The organism is Labrenzia sp. CP4 (assembly GCF_001579905.1).
GTDB classification, from domain to species: domain Bacteria; phylum Pseudomonadota; class Alphaproteobacteria; order Rhizobiales; family Stappiaceae; genus Roseibium; species Roseibium algicola.
On sequence record NZ_CP011927.1, the window covers coordinates 4964507 to 4981762 of the forward strand.

18 protein-coding genes are annotated in these 17256 nt (G+C 58.8%); 13 read left to right on the forward strand and 5 right to left on the reverse strand.

Translation table 11 applies throughout. The features are described from left to right. The first annotated feature begins 26 nt into the window (after positions 1-26). The 3 genes from ACP90_RS22725 to ACP90_RS22735 all read left to right on the forward strand — a co-directional run bounded on the left by ACP90_RS22725 (position 27) and on the right by ACP90_RS22735 (position 2460). Positions 27-575 carry a 2OG-Fe(II) oxygenase gene (locus tag ACP90_RS22725; protein WP_023001975.1) on the forward strand — a complete coding sequence of 183 codons (549 nt, stop codon included), beginning with the start codon at positions 27-29 and terminating at the stop codon, positions 573-575. Positions 576-784: 209 nt separating this feature from the next. Then, a complete protein-coding gene (gene bfr, locus ACP90_RS22730) occupies positions 785-1270 on the forward strand; it encodes a bacterioferritin (protein ID WP_023001976.1) in 486 nt (161 codons plus the stop codon). 83 nt (positions 1271-1353) lie between these two features. Continuing rightward, entirely contained in the window at positions 1354-2460 is a 1107-nt protein-coding gene (locus ACP90_RS22735; RefSeq protein ID WP_062490215.1) for a Gfo/Idh/MocA family oxidoreductase, read from the forward strand. Positions 2461-2684: 224 nt separating this feature from the next. Here ACP90_RS22735 and ACP90_RS22740 read toward each other — a convergent pair whose 3' ends face one another. Beyond that, positions 2685-4193, reverse strand: coding sequence for an AMP nucleosidase (locus ACP90_RS22740; protein ID WP_062490216.1), 1509 nt, complete (start codon positions 4191-4193; stop codon positions 2685-2687). A gap of 198 nt (positions 4194-4391) precedes the next feature. Between ACP90_RS22740 and ACP90_RS22745 the strand changes: the two genes are divergently transcribed. The 4 genes from ACP90_RS22745 (at position 4392) to ACP90_RS22760 (ending at position 8168) form a co-directional block, all read left to right on the forward strand. Then, positions 4392-5192 carry a transporter substrate-binding domain-containing protein gene (locus ACP90_RS22745; protein ID WP_062490218.1) on the forward strand — a complete coding sequence of 267 codons (801 nt, stop codon included), beginning with the start codon at positions 4392-4394 and terminating at the stop codon, positions 5190-5192. Positions 5193-5315: 123 nt separating this feature from the next. Then, on the forward strand, positions 5316-6122 hold the full coding sequence (locus tag ACP90_RS22750) for an amino acid ABC transporter permease (RefSeq protein ID WP_062490220.1): 807 nt from the start codon (positions 5316-5318) through the stop codon (positions 6120-6122). Positions 6123-6210: 88 nt separating this feature from the next. Further along, positions 6211-6897, forward strand: coding sequence for a DNA-3-methyladenine glycosylase I (locus ACP90_RS22755; protein ID WP_062490222.1), 687 nt, complete (start codon positions 6211-6213; stop codon positions 6895-6897). A gap of 131 nt (positions 6898-7028) precedes the next feature. Further along, positions 7029-8168: a site-specific DNA-methyltransferase gene (locus ACP90_RS22760; protein WP_062490224.1), complete on the forward strand. Its 1140-nt coding sequence runs from the start codon at positions 7029-7031 to the stop codon at positions 8166-8168. Between the two features lie 108 nt (positions 8169-8276). On the opposite strand, the gene ACP90_RS22765 is transcribed toward ACP90_RS22760, so the two are convergent. Together ACP90_RS22765 and ACP90_RS22770 are read right to left on the reverse strand one after the other, a co-directional pair. Then, positions 8277-10082, reverse strand: a complete 1806-nt coding sequence (locus tag ACP90_RS22765; protein WP_062490226.1) for an EAL domain-containing protein — start codon at positions 10080-10082, stop codon at positions 8277-8279. Beyond that, the gene (locus ACP90_RS22770; protein ID WP_062490227.1) at positions 10079-10663 is read right to left on the reverse strand and encodes a heme NO-binding domain-containing protein; all 585 of its coding nucleotides are present in this window, start codon (positions 10661-10663) and stop codon (positions 10079-10081) included. Before ACP90_RS22770 ends, ACP90_RS22765 begins: the two co-directional genes overlap by 4 nt. Before the next feature lie 424 nt (positions 10664-11087). On the opposite strand from ACP90_RS22770, the gene ACP90_RS22780 reads away from it, so the two are divergent. Beyond that, entirely contained in the window at positions 11088-12032 is a 945-nt protein-coding gene (locus ACP90_RS22780; RefSeq protein WP_208993389.1) for a helix-turn-helix domain-containing protein, read from the forward strand. A 173-nt stretch (positions 12033-12205) separates the two neighbouring features. After that, on the forward strand, positions 12206-13726 hold the full coding sequence (gene adh / locus ACP90_RS22785) for an aldehyde dehydrogenase (RefSeq protein ID WP_023001986.1): 1521 nt from the start codon (positions 12206-12208) through the stop codon (positions 13724-13726). 108 nt (positions 13727-13834) lie between these two features. On the opposite strand, the gene ACP90_RS22790 is transcribed toward adh, so the two are convergent. After that, complete coding sequence (locus tag ACP90_RS22790) at positions 13835-14557, reverse strand: alpha/beta fold hydrolase (protein ID WP_062490231.1); 723 nt, start codon at positions 14555-14557, stop codon at positions 13835-13837. A gap of 22 nt (positions 14558-14579) precedes the next feature. Next, a complete protein-coding gene (locus tag ACP90_RS22795) occupies positions 14580-14942 on the reverse strand; it encodes a helix-turn-helix domain-containing protein (RefSeq protein WP_228148064.1) in 363 nt (120 codons plus the stop codon). 168 nt (positions 14943-15110) lie between these two features. Between ACP90_RS22795 and ACP90_RS22800 the strand changes: the two genes are divergently transcribed. The 4 genes from ACP90_RS22800 (at position 15111) to ACP90_RS22815 (ending at position 17255) form a co-directional block, all read left to right on the forward strand. Continuing rightward, on the forward strand, positions 15111-15725 hold the full coding sequence (locus ACP90_RS22800) for a glutathione binding-like protein (RefSeq protein ID WP_062490232.1): 615 nt from the start codon (positions 15111-15113) through the stop codon (positions 15723-15725). After that, positions 15722-16108 carry a nuclear transport factor 2 family protein gene (locus ACP90_RS22805; RefSeq protein ID WP_062490234.1) on the forward strand — a complete coding sequence of 129 codons (387 nt, stop codon included), beginning with the start codon at positions 15722-15724 and terminating at the stop codon, positions 16106-16108. The genes ACP90_RS22800 and ACP90_RS22805 overlap by 4 nt, the downstream gene beginning before the upstream one ends. 1 nt (position 16109) lies before the next feature. Next, complete coding sequence (locus tag ACP90_RS22810; protein WP_023001991.1) at positions 16110-16325, forward strand: 4-oxalocrotonate tautomerase family protein; 216 nt, start codon at positions 16110-16112, stop codon at positions 16323-16325. 369 nt (positions 16326-16694) lie between these two features. Beyond that, positions 16695-17255: a DUF4166 domain-containing protein gene (locus ACP90_RS22815; RefSeq protein ID WP_062490236.1), complete on the forward strand. Its 561-nt coding sequence runs from the start codon at positions 16695-16697 to the stop codon at positions 17253-17255. Position 17256 lies beyond the last annotated feature (1 nt).

Sequence of the window (17256 nt, forward strand, 5' to 3'; positions counted from 1 at the left end):
CACCCAATCCTTGGATCTGAGCCTCGATGTTCACCTATTCCTATGACGCACTCTTCTCTCAAAAGGACTGCGATGAAATCATCCGCCTGAGCCGGGCCGAAGCTCAGGATACTGGCGGCCTCGTCGGGGGCAAGCAGCAGGGTGACATCCGCCGGGCCAGAATCAGCTGGCTTGATGACGAAGGCGATGCGGGATGGGTTTTGAACCGCGTGATGACCGCCGTTGCAAAGGCCAACCGCGAGGCTTTCGATTTCGACATCACCGAGTTTCGCGAGAAACTGCAGGTCGCCATCTACGACGAAAGTGAAGAAGGCCATTACGACTGGCATTCCGATGTCGGCGAAGGCCCGATCGCGCAATTCCGCAAGGCAACCATCGTCACCCAGCTTTCCCCTTCACAGGACTATGAAGGTGGTGCGCTGGAAATCAGCCTTGGGCACAAGGTGATGGCCGCATCGCGTGAACAGGGCTGTGCAACGCTGTTTGCCAGTTTCATGTTGCACAGGGTCGTACCCGTGACCAAGGGCACCCGCTACTCCCTGACCTGCTGGAGCCACGGCCCCCGCTTTCGGTGAGGTTTGAGCGAGGACAGGCGTCCACGGCTCCGAAGCTTGCTCTCTACTCCCGGAAAAACGTCAAAGCGCATGTGATCGGTTTCAATTCGCTGTTTCGGGGTGTAACCAGTGGAAGTTACACTTCTGTGCGCAATGGACCCTTGCGCCTGCCGTGAATTACTCTAGAATAATTCTAAACAAAGACCGGTTTGCAATAAGGAGGCTCTGCCGTGAAAGGGAATGAAAAAGTCATTGAGTGCCTGAACGAAGCTCTGTTTCTGGAGCTCGGCGCCATCAATCAGTACTGGCTTCACTACCGCCTCCTGAGCGACTGGGGCTTTGCGCGCCTTGCCAAGAAGGAACGTGAAGAATCCATCGAGGAAATGCAGCACGCCGACAAGCTGGTCGACCGCATCATCTTCCTGGAAGGCCATCCGAACATGCAGAAGGTCGCACCGCTGCGCATCGGCCAGAACATCAAGGAAGTGCTGGAATCAGACCTTGCCGGCGAATATGACGCCCGCACGGCCTATGCCAAGTCCCGCGATGTCTGCCGCGAAGAAGGCGACTATGTTTCCATGCAGCTTTTCGAAGAGCTGCTGTCCGACGAGGAAGGCCATATCGACTTCCTGGAAACCCAGATCGACCTTCTGGAAAAGATCGGTGTCGAGCGCTACGGCATGTTGAATGCCGCACCAGCCGACGAAGCCGAGTAGTCGCAAGCGGCCATTTCATTGGTTATGTTGAAGCCGGTGCAGGTCTGCACCGGCTTTTTCATTGCAATTGGAGGTGCGAAACCATGATGGAAATCCGGATCGGGCTGATCGGAACAGGCTATATGGGCAAGGCCCATGCTGTTGCCCTGAAATCAGTGGCGTCGGTTTTCGACACAGGCCTGCGCCCGATTTGCGAGACGATCTGTGCCACGACGCTGGAAGGCGCCCGGGAAAAGGCCCGTGCTTTCGGGTTCAACCGGGCGACGGACGACTGGCGCACTGTCGTTGCCGATCCGGCGATCGATGCGGTTGTGATTGCCTCACCCCAGTCGACCCACATGGATATCGCAATTGCCGCCTTTGAAAACGGCAAGGCTGTCTTTTGCGAAAAGCCGGTTGCCAGCCACGCCGAAGATTGCCGCAGGATGATGGCGGCGGCAGAAGCCTCCGGCCTGCCGAACATGACCGGCTTCAATTACATTCGCACTCCTGCAAGCCAATTTGCCCATGACCTTGTCCAGTCAGGCCGGATTGGTCAGATCCACTATATTCGCGCTGAACACACCGAGGATTTTCTGTCAGATCCGCAAACACCGTCGCACTGGCGTACCAAGGACATAAGCAATGGATGCATGGGCGATCTCGCCCCTCACATCATCAACGCCGCCCTGCGCCTTGCCGGGCCTATCTCCAGCGTTAGTGCGGATATTCAGACCGTCCATTCCGAACGCCCCGGCGCAAACGGGCCGGAGGCGGTCACCAATGACGACCAGGCCCATCTCATGTGCCGCTTTCAAAACGGTGCGATGGGTCATCTCTTCATCAGCCGTGTCGCCACCGGCCGGAAGATGGGTTACGCCTACGAGATATACGGTGACAAGGGTTCGATCCGCTTCGACCAGGAAGACCAGAACGCGCTCTGGCTTTACCTTGCCGAAGGGCCGGAGGCGGAACGCGGCTTCCGCAAGATCCTGACCGGTCCGGCACATCCCGATTACCTGCCCTTCTGTCAGGGCCCCGGTCACGGAACCGGTTATCAGGACCAGATCATCATCGAGATGCGGGACTTCCTGAAGGCCATCGAAACCGGAACACCTGTCTGGCCGACCTTCCGGGACGGGCTGGAGGTGCAACTGGTCACGGAAGCTGCCTGGAAATCGTCGAAGACCGGTACGTGGGCAACGGTTTGACGGACGGGGTGGCTGGGGGCGAGCGTTGTTCTCCAGGGTGTCACCCCGGACATGCGCAGCCCAGATCCGAGGCCTACTCGCAAGTCAGCTTGCCAACGCAGAAGGTTCTGCCAACCCCTTGCCGCGCCAGGTCATTTCTCTGGAAATGACCTGGCCCCGGGTCTCGCTTTGCTCGCCCGGGGCGACAGTCATAAATCGGGAAACTTCCTGCCCGACAGGAAACTTTACTGGAACGCCGTCTCGGCAAAGCTGCGGAGCTTGCGGGAATGCAGGCGCTCTGCCGTCATGTCTCGCATCTTCTCCATTGCCCTGATGCCGATCTGGAGATGCTGGGCGACCTGGCGCTTGTAGAAGTCGGTCGCCATGCCCGGCAGTTTCAATTCGCCATGGAGCGGCTTGTCCGAGATGCACAGCAGCGTGCCGTAAGGCACCCGGAAGCGGAAGCCGTTGGCCGCGATGGTTGCCGATTCCATATCGAGCGCGATGGCACGGGACTGGGAGAACCGCTTGACCAGTTCCGGCTGGTCCCAGAGTTCCCAGTTTCGGTTGTCGAGCGATACGACGGTTCCCGTGCGCATGACACGTTTCAGTTCATACCCATCGATGCCGGTGATTTCGGCAACCGCGTCTTCCAGTGCCACCTGCACTTCGGCAAGCGGCGGGATCGGCACCCAGATCGGCAGATCCTGGTCGAGCACATTGTCCTCTCGCACATACCCATGGGCCAGCACATAGTCACCGAGCGTCTGGCTGTTCCTGAGGCCTGCGCAGTGTCCGAGCATCAGCCAGACATGCGGGCGCAGCACCGCGATATGATCAGTGATGGTTTTGGCGTTGGACGGCCCGACACCGATGTTGACCATGGTGATGCCGCTGCCGTCAGCCCTCTTCAGGTGATACGCCGGCATCTGGGGCAATTTTGTCAGTTCTTCGCCGTCCGGCTGTGTCTGTCCTGCCTCCAGCACCACGTTGCCGGGGGAAACAAACGCCTCGTAACCACTGTCCGGCTGCAGCAGCAGCGCCTTGGACATGCGGCAGAACTCGTCGATGTAGAACTGGTAGTTCGTGAAAAGCACGTAGTTCTGGAAATGCTCGGCCTTTGTCGCGGTGTAATGCTGCAGACGGTGCAGGGAATAGTCGACGCGCGGCGCCGTGAAAGATGCCAGCGGCATCACCCCGTCGGCCGGATCGTAGGTGCCGTTGGCGATGGAATCGTCCATCACCGTCAGGTCGGGAAGATCGAACATGTCAGCGAGGGGACGGTCGAGATTTGCTGCTGCAGCGCCGCCTTCCACATGCGTTCCGTCATAGAAAGCGAAGTGCAGCGGGATCGGCATGTCGCTGTCGCCGACCTGGATCGGCACGTCGTGGTTCTTCATCAGCAGCGAAAGCTGCGACACCAGATAGTTACGGAACAGATCCGGGCGGGTAATCGTGGAGGCGTGGGTGCCAGGGCGGGAGACGAACCCATAAGACAGGCGGCTGTCGAGGCGGACGTGGCTGTCGGTCACGATACGGACCTGCGGATAGAACGCGCGCACGCGGCCGTCGATTTCCTTGCCATCCAGAAGGTCCTGAAAATGCTGGCGCAGAAAGGCGGTGTTGGATTCAAAAATTTCGATCAAACGGTCGACCGCCTTGTTGGCGTCGGTAAAGACCTCAAGCGGATGCGATGGCGCATGCCGAACCCTGCGGGCGGCTTGATGAAAAACGTTTTTGGTTGAGTTGGACATAAACCGTCTCCTTATTGTTGTTATGGGCTCACAGTCCCGCTAACGCTGGCCTTGGTCAATAGATCTAGCATCGGATTTTGAATTTTTTTTCGCAGAGAGAAAATTTCTGCATATGCCCCTCAACGATGCATTTGAGCAGGCTTTCCCAAACCGTGGCAAGCGGCTAAAGTCCGGCTAACTTTTGACCAGGAGTTTCCCATGAAAAAAACCCTTCTGACCCTCGCGGTCGCCGTATCCTCCCTGATTGGCGCAGGCGTCTCCGCCCTTGCCGACAATCTGCCGGATCTCGGCGGCCGGGACATTGTCATTGCTTCGGAAAACACCTACCCGCCGCTGCAGTTCGTCGACCCCAAGTCAGGCAAGGCAATTGGCTGGGAGTATGACGCGGTTGCAGAAATCGCCAAGCGGCTGAACCTGAACGTCACCTTTCAGAACACCAGCTGGGATGCGATGATCCCTGCCATCTCCGCCGGCGAATACGACATGGCGATGAACGGCATCACCATTCGCGCCGACAGGGCCGAGCAGGTCGACTTTTCGGAGCCCTACATGCGGTCCGAAATGTTCATGCTGGTGCGCGCCGATGAAGACCGGTTTACCGATGCAAAGGGCTTTGCTTCCAACACGGACTTCCTGGCCGGTGCTCAACCGGGCACCACTCCCTTCTACGTCACTGTATATGAAGTGCTGGATGGCGATGAAGCCAACCCGCGCATCAAGCTGTTCGAAACCTTTGGTGCTGCTGTCCAGGCGCTCAAGGCGGGCGACGTCGATCTGGTCCTGACAGACAGCACCGGCGGCCAGGGGTACGTCGCGACCAATCCGGACACCTTCAAGCTGATCGGCGATCCGATGGGCTCGGAAGACTTCGGCTTCATTTTCCCGAAAGGCTCCGACCTGATCGAACCGATCAATGCGGCTGTCGCCAGCATGCGCACAGACGGCACGCTGGATGCACTGAACAAGAAGTGGTTCTTCGACTATAAAGTCGCCCAGTAAGGCCATCCTCCGCCCCTGCGCGGCTGGACTTTCCACTCCATGGCCGGTATCCGGGCTTTTGGCCCCGATGCCGGCCATTTTCGTTTGAACTGCCGTTAACAAAGCTGGAGCCGAGACCAACCCATGTTCCGCAACAAGACACCGTCCGGCACCCCCAAGGAAGACTTTCCCTATTGGCTTGTTGCTGCCGTCGGCATTGCGGTTTTCCTGTTGTTCCAGATTGCGACCGACGACATCTATTCGCAGGTCATGTCGACGGTCTCGCGTGGTATCGGACTGACGGTCTTCGTCACGCTTGTCGCCTTCTTCTGCGCGTCCCTGATCGGGCTCCTGCTGGCGCTTGCCTCCCTGTCCGGATCAATCGTCTTGCGGCAGATGGCCCGGTTCTACGTCGAAATCGTGCGCGGCATGCCGATCATCGTGCTTCTGCTCTATATCGCCTTCGTCGCAACACCGCTGTTCATTGCCGGGGTCAACGCCATTGTGGAACCTCTGGGTCTGGATCCGTTGCGCACGCGGGATTTCCCTCTGCTCTGGCGCGCCGTTCTCTCGCTGACCATCGGCTATTCAGCCTTCATTGCCGAGGTGTTTCGGGCAGGCATCCAGGCGGTCGACAAGGGTCAGATCGAGGCCGCCGAAGCACTCGGCATGAACGGTTGGCTTCGCTTCCGCCTGATCATCTTCCCGCAGGCGCTGAAGACCATCCTGCCGCCCCTCGGCAATGATTTCGTCGCCCTGATCAAGGACAGCTCGCTGGTCTCGGTTCTGGGTGTCGCGGATATCACCCAGCTGGGCAAGGTCTACGCTGCCGGCTCCTTCCGGTACTTCGAGACCTACAATGTCGTCGCGCTGGTCTACCTGATGATGACGATCACGCTTTCGCTGGCCCTGCGCAAATTTGAACGGGCAAAGCAGATCCAGGAGCGCTAAGGTTTTCGCCTGACCACGCCTTTCCTCCTCCCTCATCCTGAGGAGGGGGTGCAGGGGGAACGGCGTCTGCAGCGAGACGGAGACCCGCATGCGTTCCTTTGAAGAAATAGAAGCACTGGCCGCGGAGAAGAAAGGCGGACCGGCAGCACTCAACGCTCTTTTGGCAGAGCATAATGCGCCCAGGACTGCGGAAGAACTGGAGAAGGTCGGTGACGATCGCTGGCTGGCCATGTTCACCAAGTGCGTGTTCCAGGCTGGTTTCAGCTGGAAGGTGATCGACCAGAAGTGGCCGGGTTTCGAGGAAGCCTTCGAGGGGTTCGACGTTCCCCGCCTCGCCTTTCTCCCTGACGAGGCCTTTGAAGAGCTGCTCGGCGACAAACGCATCGTCCGCAACGGTGCCAAGATCCGATCTGTTCAGGAAAACGCGATTTTCCTCAAGGACCTAGCGACCGAACACGGCAGCGCAGCCGGTTTTTTGTCGCATTATCCCGTCGACGACCAGATCGGCCTGATGGAGCTGCTCAAGAAGCGCGGCAGCCGGCTTGGTGGCAACACAGGGCAAATCGCCTTGCGCTTCATGGGCAAGGAAAGTTTCGTCCTCTCCGGCGATGTGGTTAACGCCCTGATCCGCGAAAATGTCATCGAGAAGGACGCGATGTCGAAAAAAAATCTTACCGCGATTCAGGCCGCCTTTAACGAATGGAAAGCAACTTCCGGTCGTCCCCTGAACGAAATCAGCAGAATTCTGGCCTTTTCGGTCGGGACAAGTCATTAACTTCTCATTCAGCTTTTACGATTGTAAACAAAGCCTTGATTCAAAGGGAATTTTTGTTCCGTCAGCTTAACCGCTGATTTACCAAACCCGGTAACCATGACACTCGAAATTGCGTGAGGTATTGCGTCGCAATGAGTGTACTGCGTACCGGGGTGTCCTTCGCGGCACCCCGCCTATCAAATGAACCGGAAGCTGGTGCTTCCTGGCTGAACACGATCCTGAAGGGCGACTGCGTTGCCGCCCTTGAGAAACTGCCGTCCCGGTCTGTTGACCTGGTCTTCGCGGATCCGCCCTACAACCTTCAGTTGGGTGGCGATCTGCACAGACCGGATCAGTCAAAGGTGGATGCCTGTGACGACCATTGGGACCAGTTCGAAAGTTTCGAAGCCTATGACGCTTTCACCCGAGCCTGGCTTCTGGCCGTCCGGCGGGTGATGAAGGCGGATGGCTCGCTGTATGTGATCGGTTCGTATCACAACATCTTCCGCGTCGGCGCGATCCTGCAGGATCTCGGCTTCTGGATCATGAATGACATCGTCTGGCTGAAGTCCAACCCGATGCCGAACTTCCGCGGCAAACGGTTCACCAATGCCCACGAGACCATGATCTGGGCGGTGAAGTCGAAAGATGCGAAGCCGACCTTCAACTACGATGCGCTGAAGACCTTCAACGAGGATCTTCAGATGCGCTCCGACTGGCACCTGCCGCTGTGTACCGGCACCGAGAGGCTGAAGGGCAAGGACGGGCAGAAGGTGCATCCGACCCAAAAACCGGAAGCTCTGCTCTACCGGGTTCTGACCGCGTCTTCCAAGCCGGGTGATGTCGTGCTCGACCCATTCTTCGGGACCGGCACCACCGGGGCTGTCGCCAAGAAACTTGGCCGCCACTATGTCGGCGTGGAGCGCGAGCAGGACTATATCGACGCGGCCATGGCTCGTATCGAGGCCATCGAGCCGGGCGATGCCGCGTCGCTGGAAATGCAGCAGGGCAAGCGGGCGCTGAAGCGCATCCCGTTCGGCACGCTTCTGGAAAGCGGTCTGCTGCAGCCGGGGACGGAACTCAGCTGCCCGAAAGGCAAGCATCTTGCCATCGTGCGCGCCGACGGCTCGCTCAAGTCCGGCGATCATACCGGCTCGATCCACAAGGTCGGTGCTCTGGTACAGGGTCAGGAAGCCTGCAACGGCTGGACCTTCTGGCACATCAACGAGGGCGGCAAGACGTCGCCCATCGACGATCTCCGCAAGGAAATCAGATCCCGCCTGCAGGCATAAGCAGGCACTCCAAAGAGAGACTTCGCGTTCCCCGCGAGATCGACTTAGCCCCGTTTCCCAGAAAAGGAGACGGGGTTTTCTTTATGGAATACGGGAACGATATCTCGATCAGGCGCTTTTGTATTTCACGTCCGGCGCCCAGACATCCAGCCAATGCAGGATCTCGTCGGCACCGATGGGCGGCGAAAAATAGAAACCCTGGAATAGACGGCAGCCACAGTTTTTCAGGAACTCCAGCTCCTCGCGGGTTTCAACGCCTTCCGCGAGAACGTCCAGCCCCATGTTCTTGGCCATTGCCAGCATGGCGCCGGCAATTCTCTGCATCTTCGGGTTCCTGTCGAGCCCGGAAACGAACGAGCGGTCGATCTTAAGCGTCGCGACCGGTGTTTCGATCAAGGTTGCGATGGAGGAATGTCCGGTGCCGAAGTCATCAAGGGCCAGGGCGAAACCTGCCTGTTCCAGGTTACGGCACTGCGCAATCAGCTCCTGATCCGACTGGTCGAAGAGGATCGATTCCAGCAGTTCCAGCTGAATGTCCCCGGGCTTCAGGCCGGCCGCGGCAAGTTCGGCATGCAAGATCGCGACAAACTCCACCGACCTGAGGTTTGATGCCGTCACGTTCAACGAGAGCTTGCCAATGTCCCTCCCGGCGGATTTCCAGGCAGCAAAATGGGTGAACGCCTTGCACCGCACCTGCCGGTCGATTTCGGACATGATGTTTGCCCTGGTCGCCGTTTCCAGGAAACGGGCCGGTGGCAACACCCCTTGTTCTGTCGTCTCCCAGCGCGCGACCACCTCCAGGCCGCACACCCGACCCGTGACGATATCGATCTGCGGCTGAAAATAGGGAACGAACTGGCTGCGTTTCAGACCTTCTTCGATCTGTGAGACCAACCTGCTCGTCTCCTCGTGCCGCCGAATCATCTCCTTTGACAGCAATTTGACGGACGACCGGGTGACCTTGGCATCGTAAAGCGCGATATCGGAATTCGCGATCAGCCTGTCGGCGTTCTGCACTTCGCCGGGATGAAACAGAACCACGCCTATACTCGCGCTGACCTGGCAGCTGTGCCCGTTGTAGCGGATCGGCATGGCGATCGCATTCAAGAGGCGCAGCGCCATGGCATAGAGGCTTTCCTTGTCCGGAGGCTCAGCCAGAAACAGGGCAAACTCATCACCGCCAAGCCGTGCAGGAAGGTCGTTCGGACCGCATATTGCCGACAACGCCTCGGCCGTCTGCATCAGGATCATGTCGCCCGCGGTATGGCCGAAGTTGTCGTTGACCGACTTGAATTCGTCGAGGTCGATGTGAAGGAACGCAAACACGTGCCCGGTGTCAGGCAGCTGCAACGCCTCTTCCAGACGCCGGTGCAGTGCCCCTCTGTTGGCAATCTCCGTCAGCGGATCCTGTGAGGCCTTCTTTTCCGCTTCGATCTTCGCCGCCTTCAATGCGGTTGCCATCTTCTGGCTGTCCTCCAGAAGCGTACGCTGCGCTTCGAAGGAGTAGAAGAGGTCGATGGAGAAGTCGTTCGGTTTGAAGTCGGTTTCCGTTAACCTGAAACGCTCGACGACCTGTGACAGGTGAAGACCGAAGGACAGGTCCAGAAACACCGTGTCCTCGTCCGCAGCAGCAAGGGCGAAACCGCGAAACTGTATAGGCTCGCCATCCTGCGGACATGCGGAAAGGACCAGTTTCGTGCCGAGCCTTTCGCGAACACAGGCCATGGATCTGACGTTACGCGGCCGCTCAACCCTGAAGACGTCGAACAAGTTTGCTCCCGACGCTTCCGGCCCGAGGATCCGTTCAAGGGTCGGGCCCAGTCCACTGATCCGGCCGCAATTGTCCAGAACAACATGCATTGGAAATAGCATGTCGATGGCCTTGCAGGTCAGATCGAGTTTGGATGCTGTCAAATTCCGGCCTCGGTTCTCATGGGCTTGAGTGCAGTGTCGAGGATCCGGATTTCAAAGATGTCGTGATCCGCCTGTTCCGATTTCACCGCGACCTGGTTGACCTCGATGCTCTCACCGGTCTCCTTGGCGAGACCATGCAGAAGACCGATGACCATCGGCGCCAGTCCGTCACGATCGGAATAGTAGTGCAGAATGCAGGATCCATCTTCCTTCTGGTCGACCTCGAAGGACGGCGGCTTCAGATGTGGCATCGACAGCAGGATCCGGTCGTGCATATCATCGAGCCCCTTCAACTGCTCGATGAAGGAATTGCCGGCAAGGCGCATCAGATTGCCGAAATGCGAGGCGCCTGCGTATTCGACCCAGTATTTTCCGAAGATGCTCAGGACGTCCGATGCAGGCAGGCCGGTAAAGCTGCAGATGGCACCGACGAGCTTGTAGGTGATGGCATCGTCATAACTCGACATTCTTTCGAATTCGAGTTCCTCCAGGCCCGCGGTTTCGCAAATGCTTTGCCAGGCCTCGGGTCCGTGGTTGTCCAGAATGAAGGTGCGAATGCCTTCGTTCACCATTCCATACATGCAGACTCCTCCAGAGTTAGCATTGTGAGTATACGAATTTGCTTACGTCAGCATTAATCAGTTCCAGACATATGTCTGTTTTTAACTGCCATTACTGACAAACAATCACTACTTCCGCGCGAGTTTTCCGATTTAATTACCCAACGTTTCTTTTTCTCCAAATAACCCCTTGAGAAAAACAACAATGAATACCTGAAACTCTTTCTGGAAGAAGGCGCATCGTTTGAGGTGCCGGAAAGGCAACGCCAACCTTCGTGTCCAGCCCGCCCGCGTCTTCGGTTCGGCCCCTTGCCGGACAGACGGCTTGCAATCGCCTTGCAATCCCTCCATCCTCCGCGATCAATCGAGCGTTCATGGGAGGAACGATCCGACGGTTTGAAACCGGCGCAAACGGCCGGAAGACCCGAGGTCGGCGGTCGCATTTATGAAGGACCATGTCGAGACAGTTCTGCGAACCGTGCAATCGGGATCGGCGCCTGCGCTGTCCCGGATTGCAGCCTCGTGGCGCAGATCGATCGACAAGCACGGCCTGGACCCTGCCGCCCACAAGGCGCCTCAGCGCATGGGGGACGACCAGCTTGACCGGCGGCGGGAAGAGACAGGTGCCTTCCTGAAAATCGCCACGCCGAAACTGGATCAGTTATTCGGCCTGGTCGGTCAGTCCGGCTGCACGGTTCTTCTGACCGACGCGGAGGGGGTTGTGCTTGACCAGCGTTGCATGAGCGCCGATGCGGACATCTTTCAGGACTGGGGTCTCAGCCAGGGCACCGACTGGAGCGAAGCCGCTGTCGGCACAAACGGCATAGGCACCTGCCTTGCCGAGGAACGCAATCTGATCGTCCATCGGCAGGAACATTTCCTGGCTCGCAATGTCGGCATGAGCTGCATGGACGCGCCGATCTATGGTCCGGACGGCAGGCTGGCCGGTGCACTAGATGTGTCTTCTGCCCGTTCCGACCAGACGGAAACCTTCAACCGGCTGATCGCAGCGATGGTCTCGCAGACTGCAAGACAGATCGAGATCGAAACCTTCCGCGCCGCTTTTCCTGCCGCCCGTATCATCGTCGCCGACGGGGAAACCACCGATACCGCAATGCTGCTTGCCGTCGACGCCGACGACATCGTTCTCGGGGCAACACGCGCTGCCAGGAAGGCCTTCGGGCTTGGTGCAAGCGGCCCTCTGAAGCCCCTGCCCGCTTCCGATCTGCTTGGCCGCGAGGATGGCCCGAGCGGCTTTGAGAAGGCTGAAAGGGCTGCCGTCATTCGTGCACTGGCGCGGGCCGGCGGCAACGTTTCCGAAGCCGCGCGCGCGCTCGGCATCGGCCGGGCAACCCTTTACCGGCGAATGAAACGGCTGAACATAGACTGATATCCCGGCTGACCTGTCTCAGAACTGAGACACATGCCGGACACAGGCATCTGCCCCCTCCTACCACTGCGCAAGTTCCTCCGGCACAGTCCACCCATTCCCGGTGGAGGACCGGGACCTTCGGCCCGTCGCAGCTTCGGTTGCCTGACCGCCGATCTTGTGGAGGAACCCAGATGAATCAGATGCCCAGTTTTTCCGTCGACACGACGTCTCCGTTCAAGTCCCGCTATGACAACTATATCGGCGGCAAATTCGTTGCGCCTGTGAACGGACGGTATTTCAACAACATCACGCCGATTTCCGGCGCCACCGTTTGCGAAGTCGCCCGTTCCGATGCCGCTGACGTTGACCTGGCGCTTGATGCGGCCCATGCGGCCAAGGAAGCCTGGGGCCGGACGCCGGCCGCCGAACGTGCCAATATTCTGCTGAAAATCGCCGATGTCATGGAGCAGAATCTCGACATTCTGGCCAAGGCAGAAACCTGGGACAACGGCAAGCCGATCCGCGAAACCACGGCAGCCGATATTCCGCTTTCCGTCGACCACTTCCGCTATTTCGCAGGCGTTCTGCGCGGCCAGGAAGGCTCCATGTCGGAGATCGATGCCGACACCATTGCTTACCACTTCCATGAGCCGCTCGGCGTTGTCGGGCAGATCATTCCCTGGAACTTCTCCATCCTGATGGCTGCCTGGAAACTGGCTCCGGCGCTTGCCGCCGGCAACTGCGTCGTTCTGAAACCGGCCGAGCAGACTCCGGCGGCAATCATGGTGCTGGCGGAGCTCATCGGCGGCCTGTTGCCGGATGGTGTTCTCAACATCGTCAATGGCTTTGGTGCAGAGGTTGGCGCCCCGCTCGCCAAGTCAAATCGCATCGCCAAGATCGCCTTTACCGGGTCGACCGAAACCGGCCGGATGATCATGCAGTACGCAACCGAGAACCTCATTCCGGTGACGCTGGAACTGGGCGGCAAGTCGCCGAACATCTTCTTTTCCGACGTCATGAGCGAAGACGATGCGTTCCTCGACAAGGCCATCGAGGGCTTTGTTCTGTTCGCCTTCAACCAAGGTGAAGTCTGCACCTGTCCGAGCCGGGCCCTGATCCAGGAAGACATCTACGAAGCCTTCATTGAACGGGCGATCGCCCGTGTGAAAGCCATCAAGCAGGGTGACCCGCGCGCCATCGAGACCATGGTCGGTGCCCAGGCCAGCCGCGAGCAGCAGGACAAGATCCTGTCCTATCTGACCATCGGGGTCGAGGAAGGTGCACAAGTGCTGTGCGGCGGCGCGGAAGCGAAGTTCGACGGCGACCTTTCCGGCGGCTTCTACGTTCAGCCGACCATCCTGAAAGGCCACAACAAGATGCGGGTCTTCCAGGAGGAAATCTTCGGCCCGGTCGTGTCCGTCACCACGTTCAAGACCGAAGAAGAAGCCCTGGCGATTGCAAACGACACCATGTACGGCCTCGGCGCCGGCGTGTGGTCGCGTGATGCCAACCGCTGCTACCGGTTCGGCCGCGCCATCGAGGCAGGCCGCGTCTGGGTGAACAACTATCACGCCTACCCGGCCCATGCGGCCTTTGGTGGCTACAAGCAGTCCGGCATCGGCCGTGAGACCCACAAGATGATGCTGGATCACTATCAGCAGACCAAGAACATGCTGGTCAGCTACAACCCGAACAAACTCGGTTTCTTCTAAAGACTGCCGGCGTTACCCGATCTTGTCCTGGCAGTGATGCGGGGCAGTCTTCGAAAGAAGGCTGCCCCGTTTTCCGTTAAAGCCCCTGGAACGGCAGCCTGTTCATCGTCAAAGTTCTTCTGCAATCTCTTCCAGCAGATCTGCAAGCGCCTCAGGCTCGCTCACCATGGCATCGTGGCCTGTCGCGATCCGAGAGACCGGCCATCCCTTGGCCTGTGCCCGGGCCAGTGCGACTTTTGCCGGCGGATACGGCGGGTCAGTGCATTCGATGTAATGGGCTGGAAGACCGTTTCCGACCGGGTGCTTCAGGTCCAGTGCCGTGGTGAAGGTCCGGAACGGGTGCGGTGTCAGGCGCGGCTTCAAGAAGGCAACGTCATCCGGCTTCGTGATGCCAAAACTTTCCGGCGGGGCTGGCGGCAGTGACAGGCCGCCTGTGCTGGTTTCCGCCAGCTTCCTGCGGTCTTCGGCAAGATCTTGCGGCAGAAGATCGAACCAGGTTTCCCCACTCTCCAGCATGATCGCGTCGAGATAGACCAGCTTCCCGATGCGCTCCGGCACGAGGTCTGCAACTCCGGTGATCGGAATGCCGCCAAAGCTGTGGCCGACTAAAATGACGTCCGCCAGGTCCTCGAACTGAACATGGCGCACGATATCTTCCACGAAGGTCCGGATCGTGATGTCCGGCGAAAGCAGATGCGAGCGCTCACCAAGGCCCGTCTGCGTTGGTGCGGTCACGCGATGCCCACGTGCCCGCAGGATGTTTGCCAGACGCGACCAGCACCAGCCGCCATGCCAGACGCCATGGACGCAAACGAAAGTCTGCTGTTTCAAGAGCCCCTCCCCGCTTCACCGCCTATTCGGCGGCTTCGGCCGCCATCTGGAAATCGCGCCGTACCTTCAGTTTGTGCCCGACTTCAACAATGGCTTCCAGTGCCGGAATCAGATCCTGGCCCAGATCCGTCAGCTCATATTCAACGGAAGGTGGCGATGTCGGGCGGACATGGCGCAACAGCACACCGCGGCCTTCCAACTCTGAAAGGCGCTGTGACAGCACCTTGCCGGACACAGGGGGAATATCCGCCTTCAGCTCGTTGAAGCGGCGGGGACCTGCCCGCAGGCTCCAGATGACGTTCGGCGCCCAGGCTCCGGAAATCACCTGCATGCACTGGGTCAGACTGCAAGGGGTCGGCGGTTTCGGGCTCAGATTCTTGCGCATTTTCAAGGCCATGGGCACCACACGATCTTCAAGGGTCCAAGGTCACGCGGGAACCATCAGGTTTCTGCCCGGTAACTCGAAAATGCAAGTTACCAATAGAAACCTACTTGTCAATGGTGACTTCAAAAGACACCTTCCGGGCATCGATACGAACCAAGGAGCCAATCGATGAAACTGTTCTACAAACCCGGTGCCTGTTCCATGGCTGCTCATCTGCTGCTCAACGAAGCCGGAGCCACCTACAGTCTCGAAAAAGTCGATACGACCGCGGGTCTGACGGAGACCGGTGCAGCGTACGTGCAGACCAATCCGCGCGGCTACGTGCCGGCACTTCGGTTTGAGAACGGTGACGTTCTGACGGAAAACGTTGCCATCCTGCATTGGCTTGGCGAGCAGTACCCGGACTTTGCGACCGATACAGCGGGCAAGCCGCTCGACCGGTTCCGCGTGCTGGAATTGCTCAGCTTCCTTTCCTCAGAGCTTCACAAGGGGTTCAGCCCGTTCTTTTCCGGCAAGGAATTTTCTGAAGCAGAAGCAGCTGAAAACCAGGCAAAGCTGAATACCAAGCTCGGCCAGTTCGATGCCTTGCTGGCCAAGGGCGGCGACTATCTTTTGGGAGATACCTTCTCCGTTGCCGACGCCTATGCCTTTGTCATCTTGAACTGGACGAACTTCATCGGCGTGTCTCTTGGCGACTGGCCGAAGACGGCAGCCTATGTTGAGCGCATCCGTGCTCGCCCGGCCACCCTGAAGACCCTTCAGGAAGAAGGCCTGGCGGCATGAGCAGTGCCCTGACCGCGCTGGAAAAGGTCATATCCGACTATTTCGACGCGCTTTATCACTGCGATACCGGCCTGCTGCAGCAGGTGTTTCACGAGAAGGCAATCTACGCCACGGCGGACGAGACACCCCTGCTCTATCGCACGATGGCCGAATATGTACCGGTCGTCGCCGCCCGCCAGTCGCCGGCGTCCCGGGGTGAGGAGCGCCGCGATGTCATCGACGAGATCCAGTTCGCCGGTGAGAACACGGCCTTTGCCAGAGTTCGCTGTTCGATCGGCAACAACGATTTCACCGATTTCCTGACCTTCGTGCGTGACGAAGGCCGCTGGCAAATCATGGCGAAGATCTTCGAAATTCGACCACGCAACGAAGGAGTGGCCTGACATGCCTTACGTGAATATCCAGGTTACCCGTGAAGGGGTGACGGCGGAACAGAAAGCCCGGCTTATCAAAGGCGCGACGGACCTACTGGTTGACGTTCTCGACAAGAACCCGGCAACCACCTTCGTGGTGATCGAGGAAGTGGACCTTGAGAACTGGGGCGTCGGCGGCCTGCCGGTGGAAGAATACCGGGCAAGGCAGCAGGAAAAACAGGGCTGAACGGTCAAATGGAAGCCGGGGAAATCCCGGCTTCTTTCTTTGCCGCGTTGCGCTTCCCTCTTTCAGTTCCTCTCCACAGTCCGGGAAACCCAGGATTCGTTCGTCCCAAACATTCGTCATCGCAGGGCTCAACCCTGCAATCCATGCCGTGACCGCGCCTCAGCCAGAAGCCTCAATTGGCGGATGGGGAACGGCATGGATGCCATGGCCAGGCCATGGCATGACGGAGGAAGTGGAGAGGGATGATGGGAAGGCTGAATGGTGCTCCTCTGGAGGTCACCAAACAAGTGCAAAGAGTTTTTGCTGTTGTCCAATCAACGCGAGAATGGTCTGTCTGAGAAGACACTTCGACATCAAAGCAGATCTCACATGCCCCGCACGCTTTATCAAACCATCCTCGGCCCCGAGTTCGACAAGGTACCGGCAGAAATCCGGCGGATGCACAGCTTCGCGCGGGTGGCGCGGGGCACCGCGGATGTCACCCGGGGAAGCTCGTGGGGCGCAAAGCTGATTTGCCGGCTGGCGAAGTTGCCGGAAGCACGGATGGGTGTTCCGGCCGAGACCAGCTTTGAACCTATCGTGGGTGGAGAGCGCTGGACCCGGCGGTTTGACGGGCAGCCGTTCCAGACCGACATGATGGCCGGTACTGGCGAAGCGTATCCCTGCATGCTCGAGCGCCTTGGACCTTTCCTGTTCAAGATGCGGGTAACGGCAAGTGACAAGGGCATCGACATTACCCCGGCAGAGGTTTCACTTGGACCGCTTCCGCTGCCGCTGCACCTTGCTCCGAGAGCGGTCGGGCGCGAGCGTGTTGTCGATGGAAGGTACAGTTTCACTGTAGAGGTGACCTTCCCACTGATCGGGAAGGTCTTCGGCTACAACGGCCGGCTGGAGCCGGCCGATCTGATCGATGATGCACAAGCCGTCTGAC

Excerpts from the sequence above, each read along its gene's own strand:
- ACP90_RS22725 (WP_023001975.1), top strand. The coding sequence starts at position 27 with ATGTTCACCTATTCCTATGACGCACTCTTCTCTCAAAAGGACTGCGAT.
- ACP90_RS22735 (WP_062490215.1), top strand. The coding sequence starts at position 1,354 with ATGATGGAAATCCGGATCGGGCTGATCGGAACAGGCTATATGGGCAAG.
- ACP90_RS22740 (WP_062490216.1), bottom strand. The coding sequence starts at position 4,193 with ATGTCCAACTCAACCAAAAACGTTTTTCATCAAGCCGCCCGCAGGGTT.
- ACP90_RS22745 (WP_062490218.1), top strand. The coding sequence starts at position 4,392 with ATGAAAAAAACCCTTCTGACCCTCGCGGTCGCCGTATCCTCCCTGATT.
- ACP90_RS22750 (WP_062490220.1), top strand. The coding sequence starts at position 5,316 with ATGTTCCGCAACAAGACACCGTCCGGCACCCCCAAGGAAGACTTTCCC.
- ACP90_RS22755 (WP_062490222.1), top strand. The coding sequence starts at position 6,211 with ATGCGTTCCTTTGAAGAAATAGAAGCACTGGCCGCGGAGAAGAAAGGC.
- ACP90_RS22760 (WP_062490224.1), top strand. The coding sequence starts at position 7,029 with ATGAGTGTACTGCGTACCGGGGTGTCCTTCGCGGCACCCCGCCTATCA.
- ACP90_RS22770 (WP_062490227.1), bottom strand. The coding sequence starts at position 10,663 with ATGTATGGAATGGTGAACGAAGGCATTCGCACCTTCATTCTGGACAAC.
- ACP90_RS22780 (WP_208993389.1), top strand. The coding sequence starts at position 11,088 with ATGAAGGACCATGTCGAGACAGTTCTGCGAACCGTGCAATCGGGATCG.
- adh (WP_023001986.1), top strand. The coding sequence starts at position 12,206 with ATGAATCAGATGCCCAGTTTTTCCGTCGACACGACGTCTCCGTTCAAG.
- ACP90_RS22795 (WP_228148064.1), bottom strand. The coding sequence starts at position 14,942 with ATGCGCAAGAATCTGAGCCCGAAACCGCCGACCCCTTGCAGTCTGACC.
- ACP90_RS22800 (WP_062490232.1), top strand. The coding sequence starts at position 15,111 with ATGAAACTGTTCTACAAACCCGGTGCCTGTTCCATGGCTGCTCATCTG.
- ACP90_RS22805 (WP_062490234.1), top strand. The coding sequence starts at position 15,722 with ATGAGCAGTGCCCTGACCGCGCTGGAAAAGGTCATATCCGACTATTTC.
- ACP90_RS22810 (WP_023001991.1), top strand. The coding sequence starts at position 16,110 with ATGCCTTACGTGAATATCCAGGTTACCCGTGAAGGGGTGACGGCGGAA.
- ACP90_RS22815 (WP_062490236.1), top strand. The coding sequence starts at position 16,695 with ATGCCCCGCACGCTTTATCAAACCATCCTCGGCCCCGAGTTCGACAAG.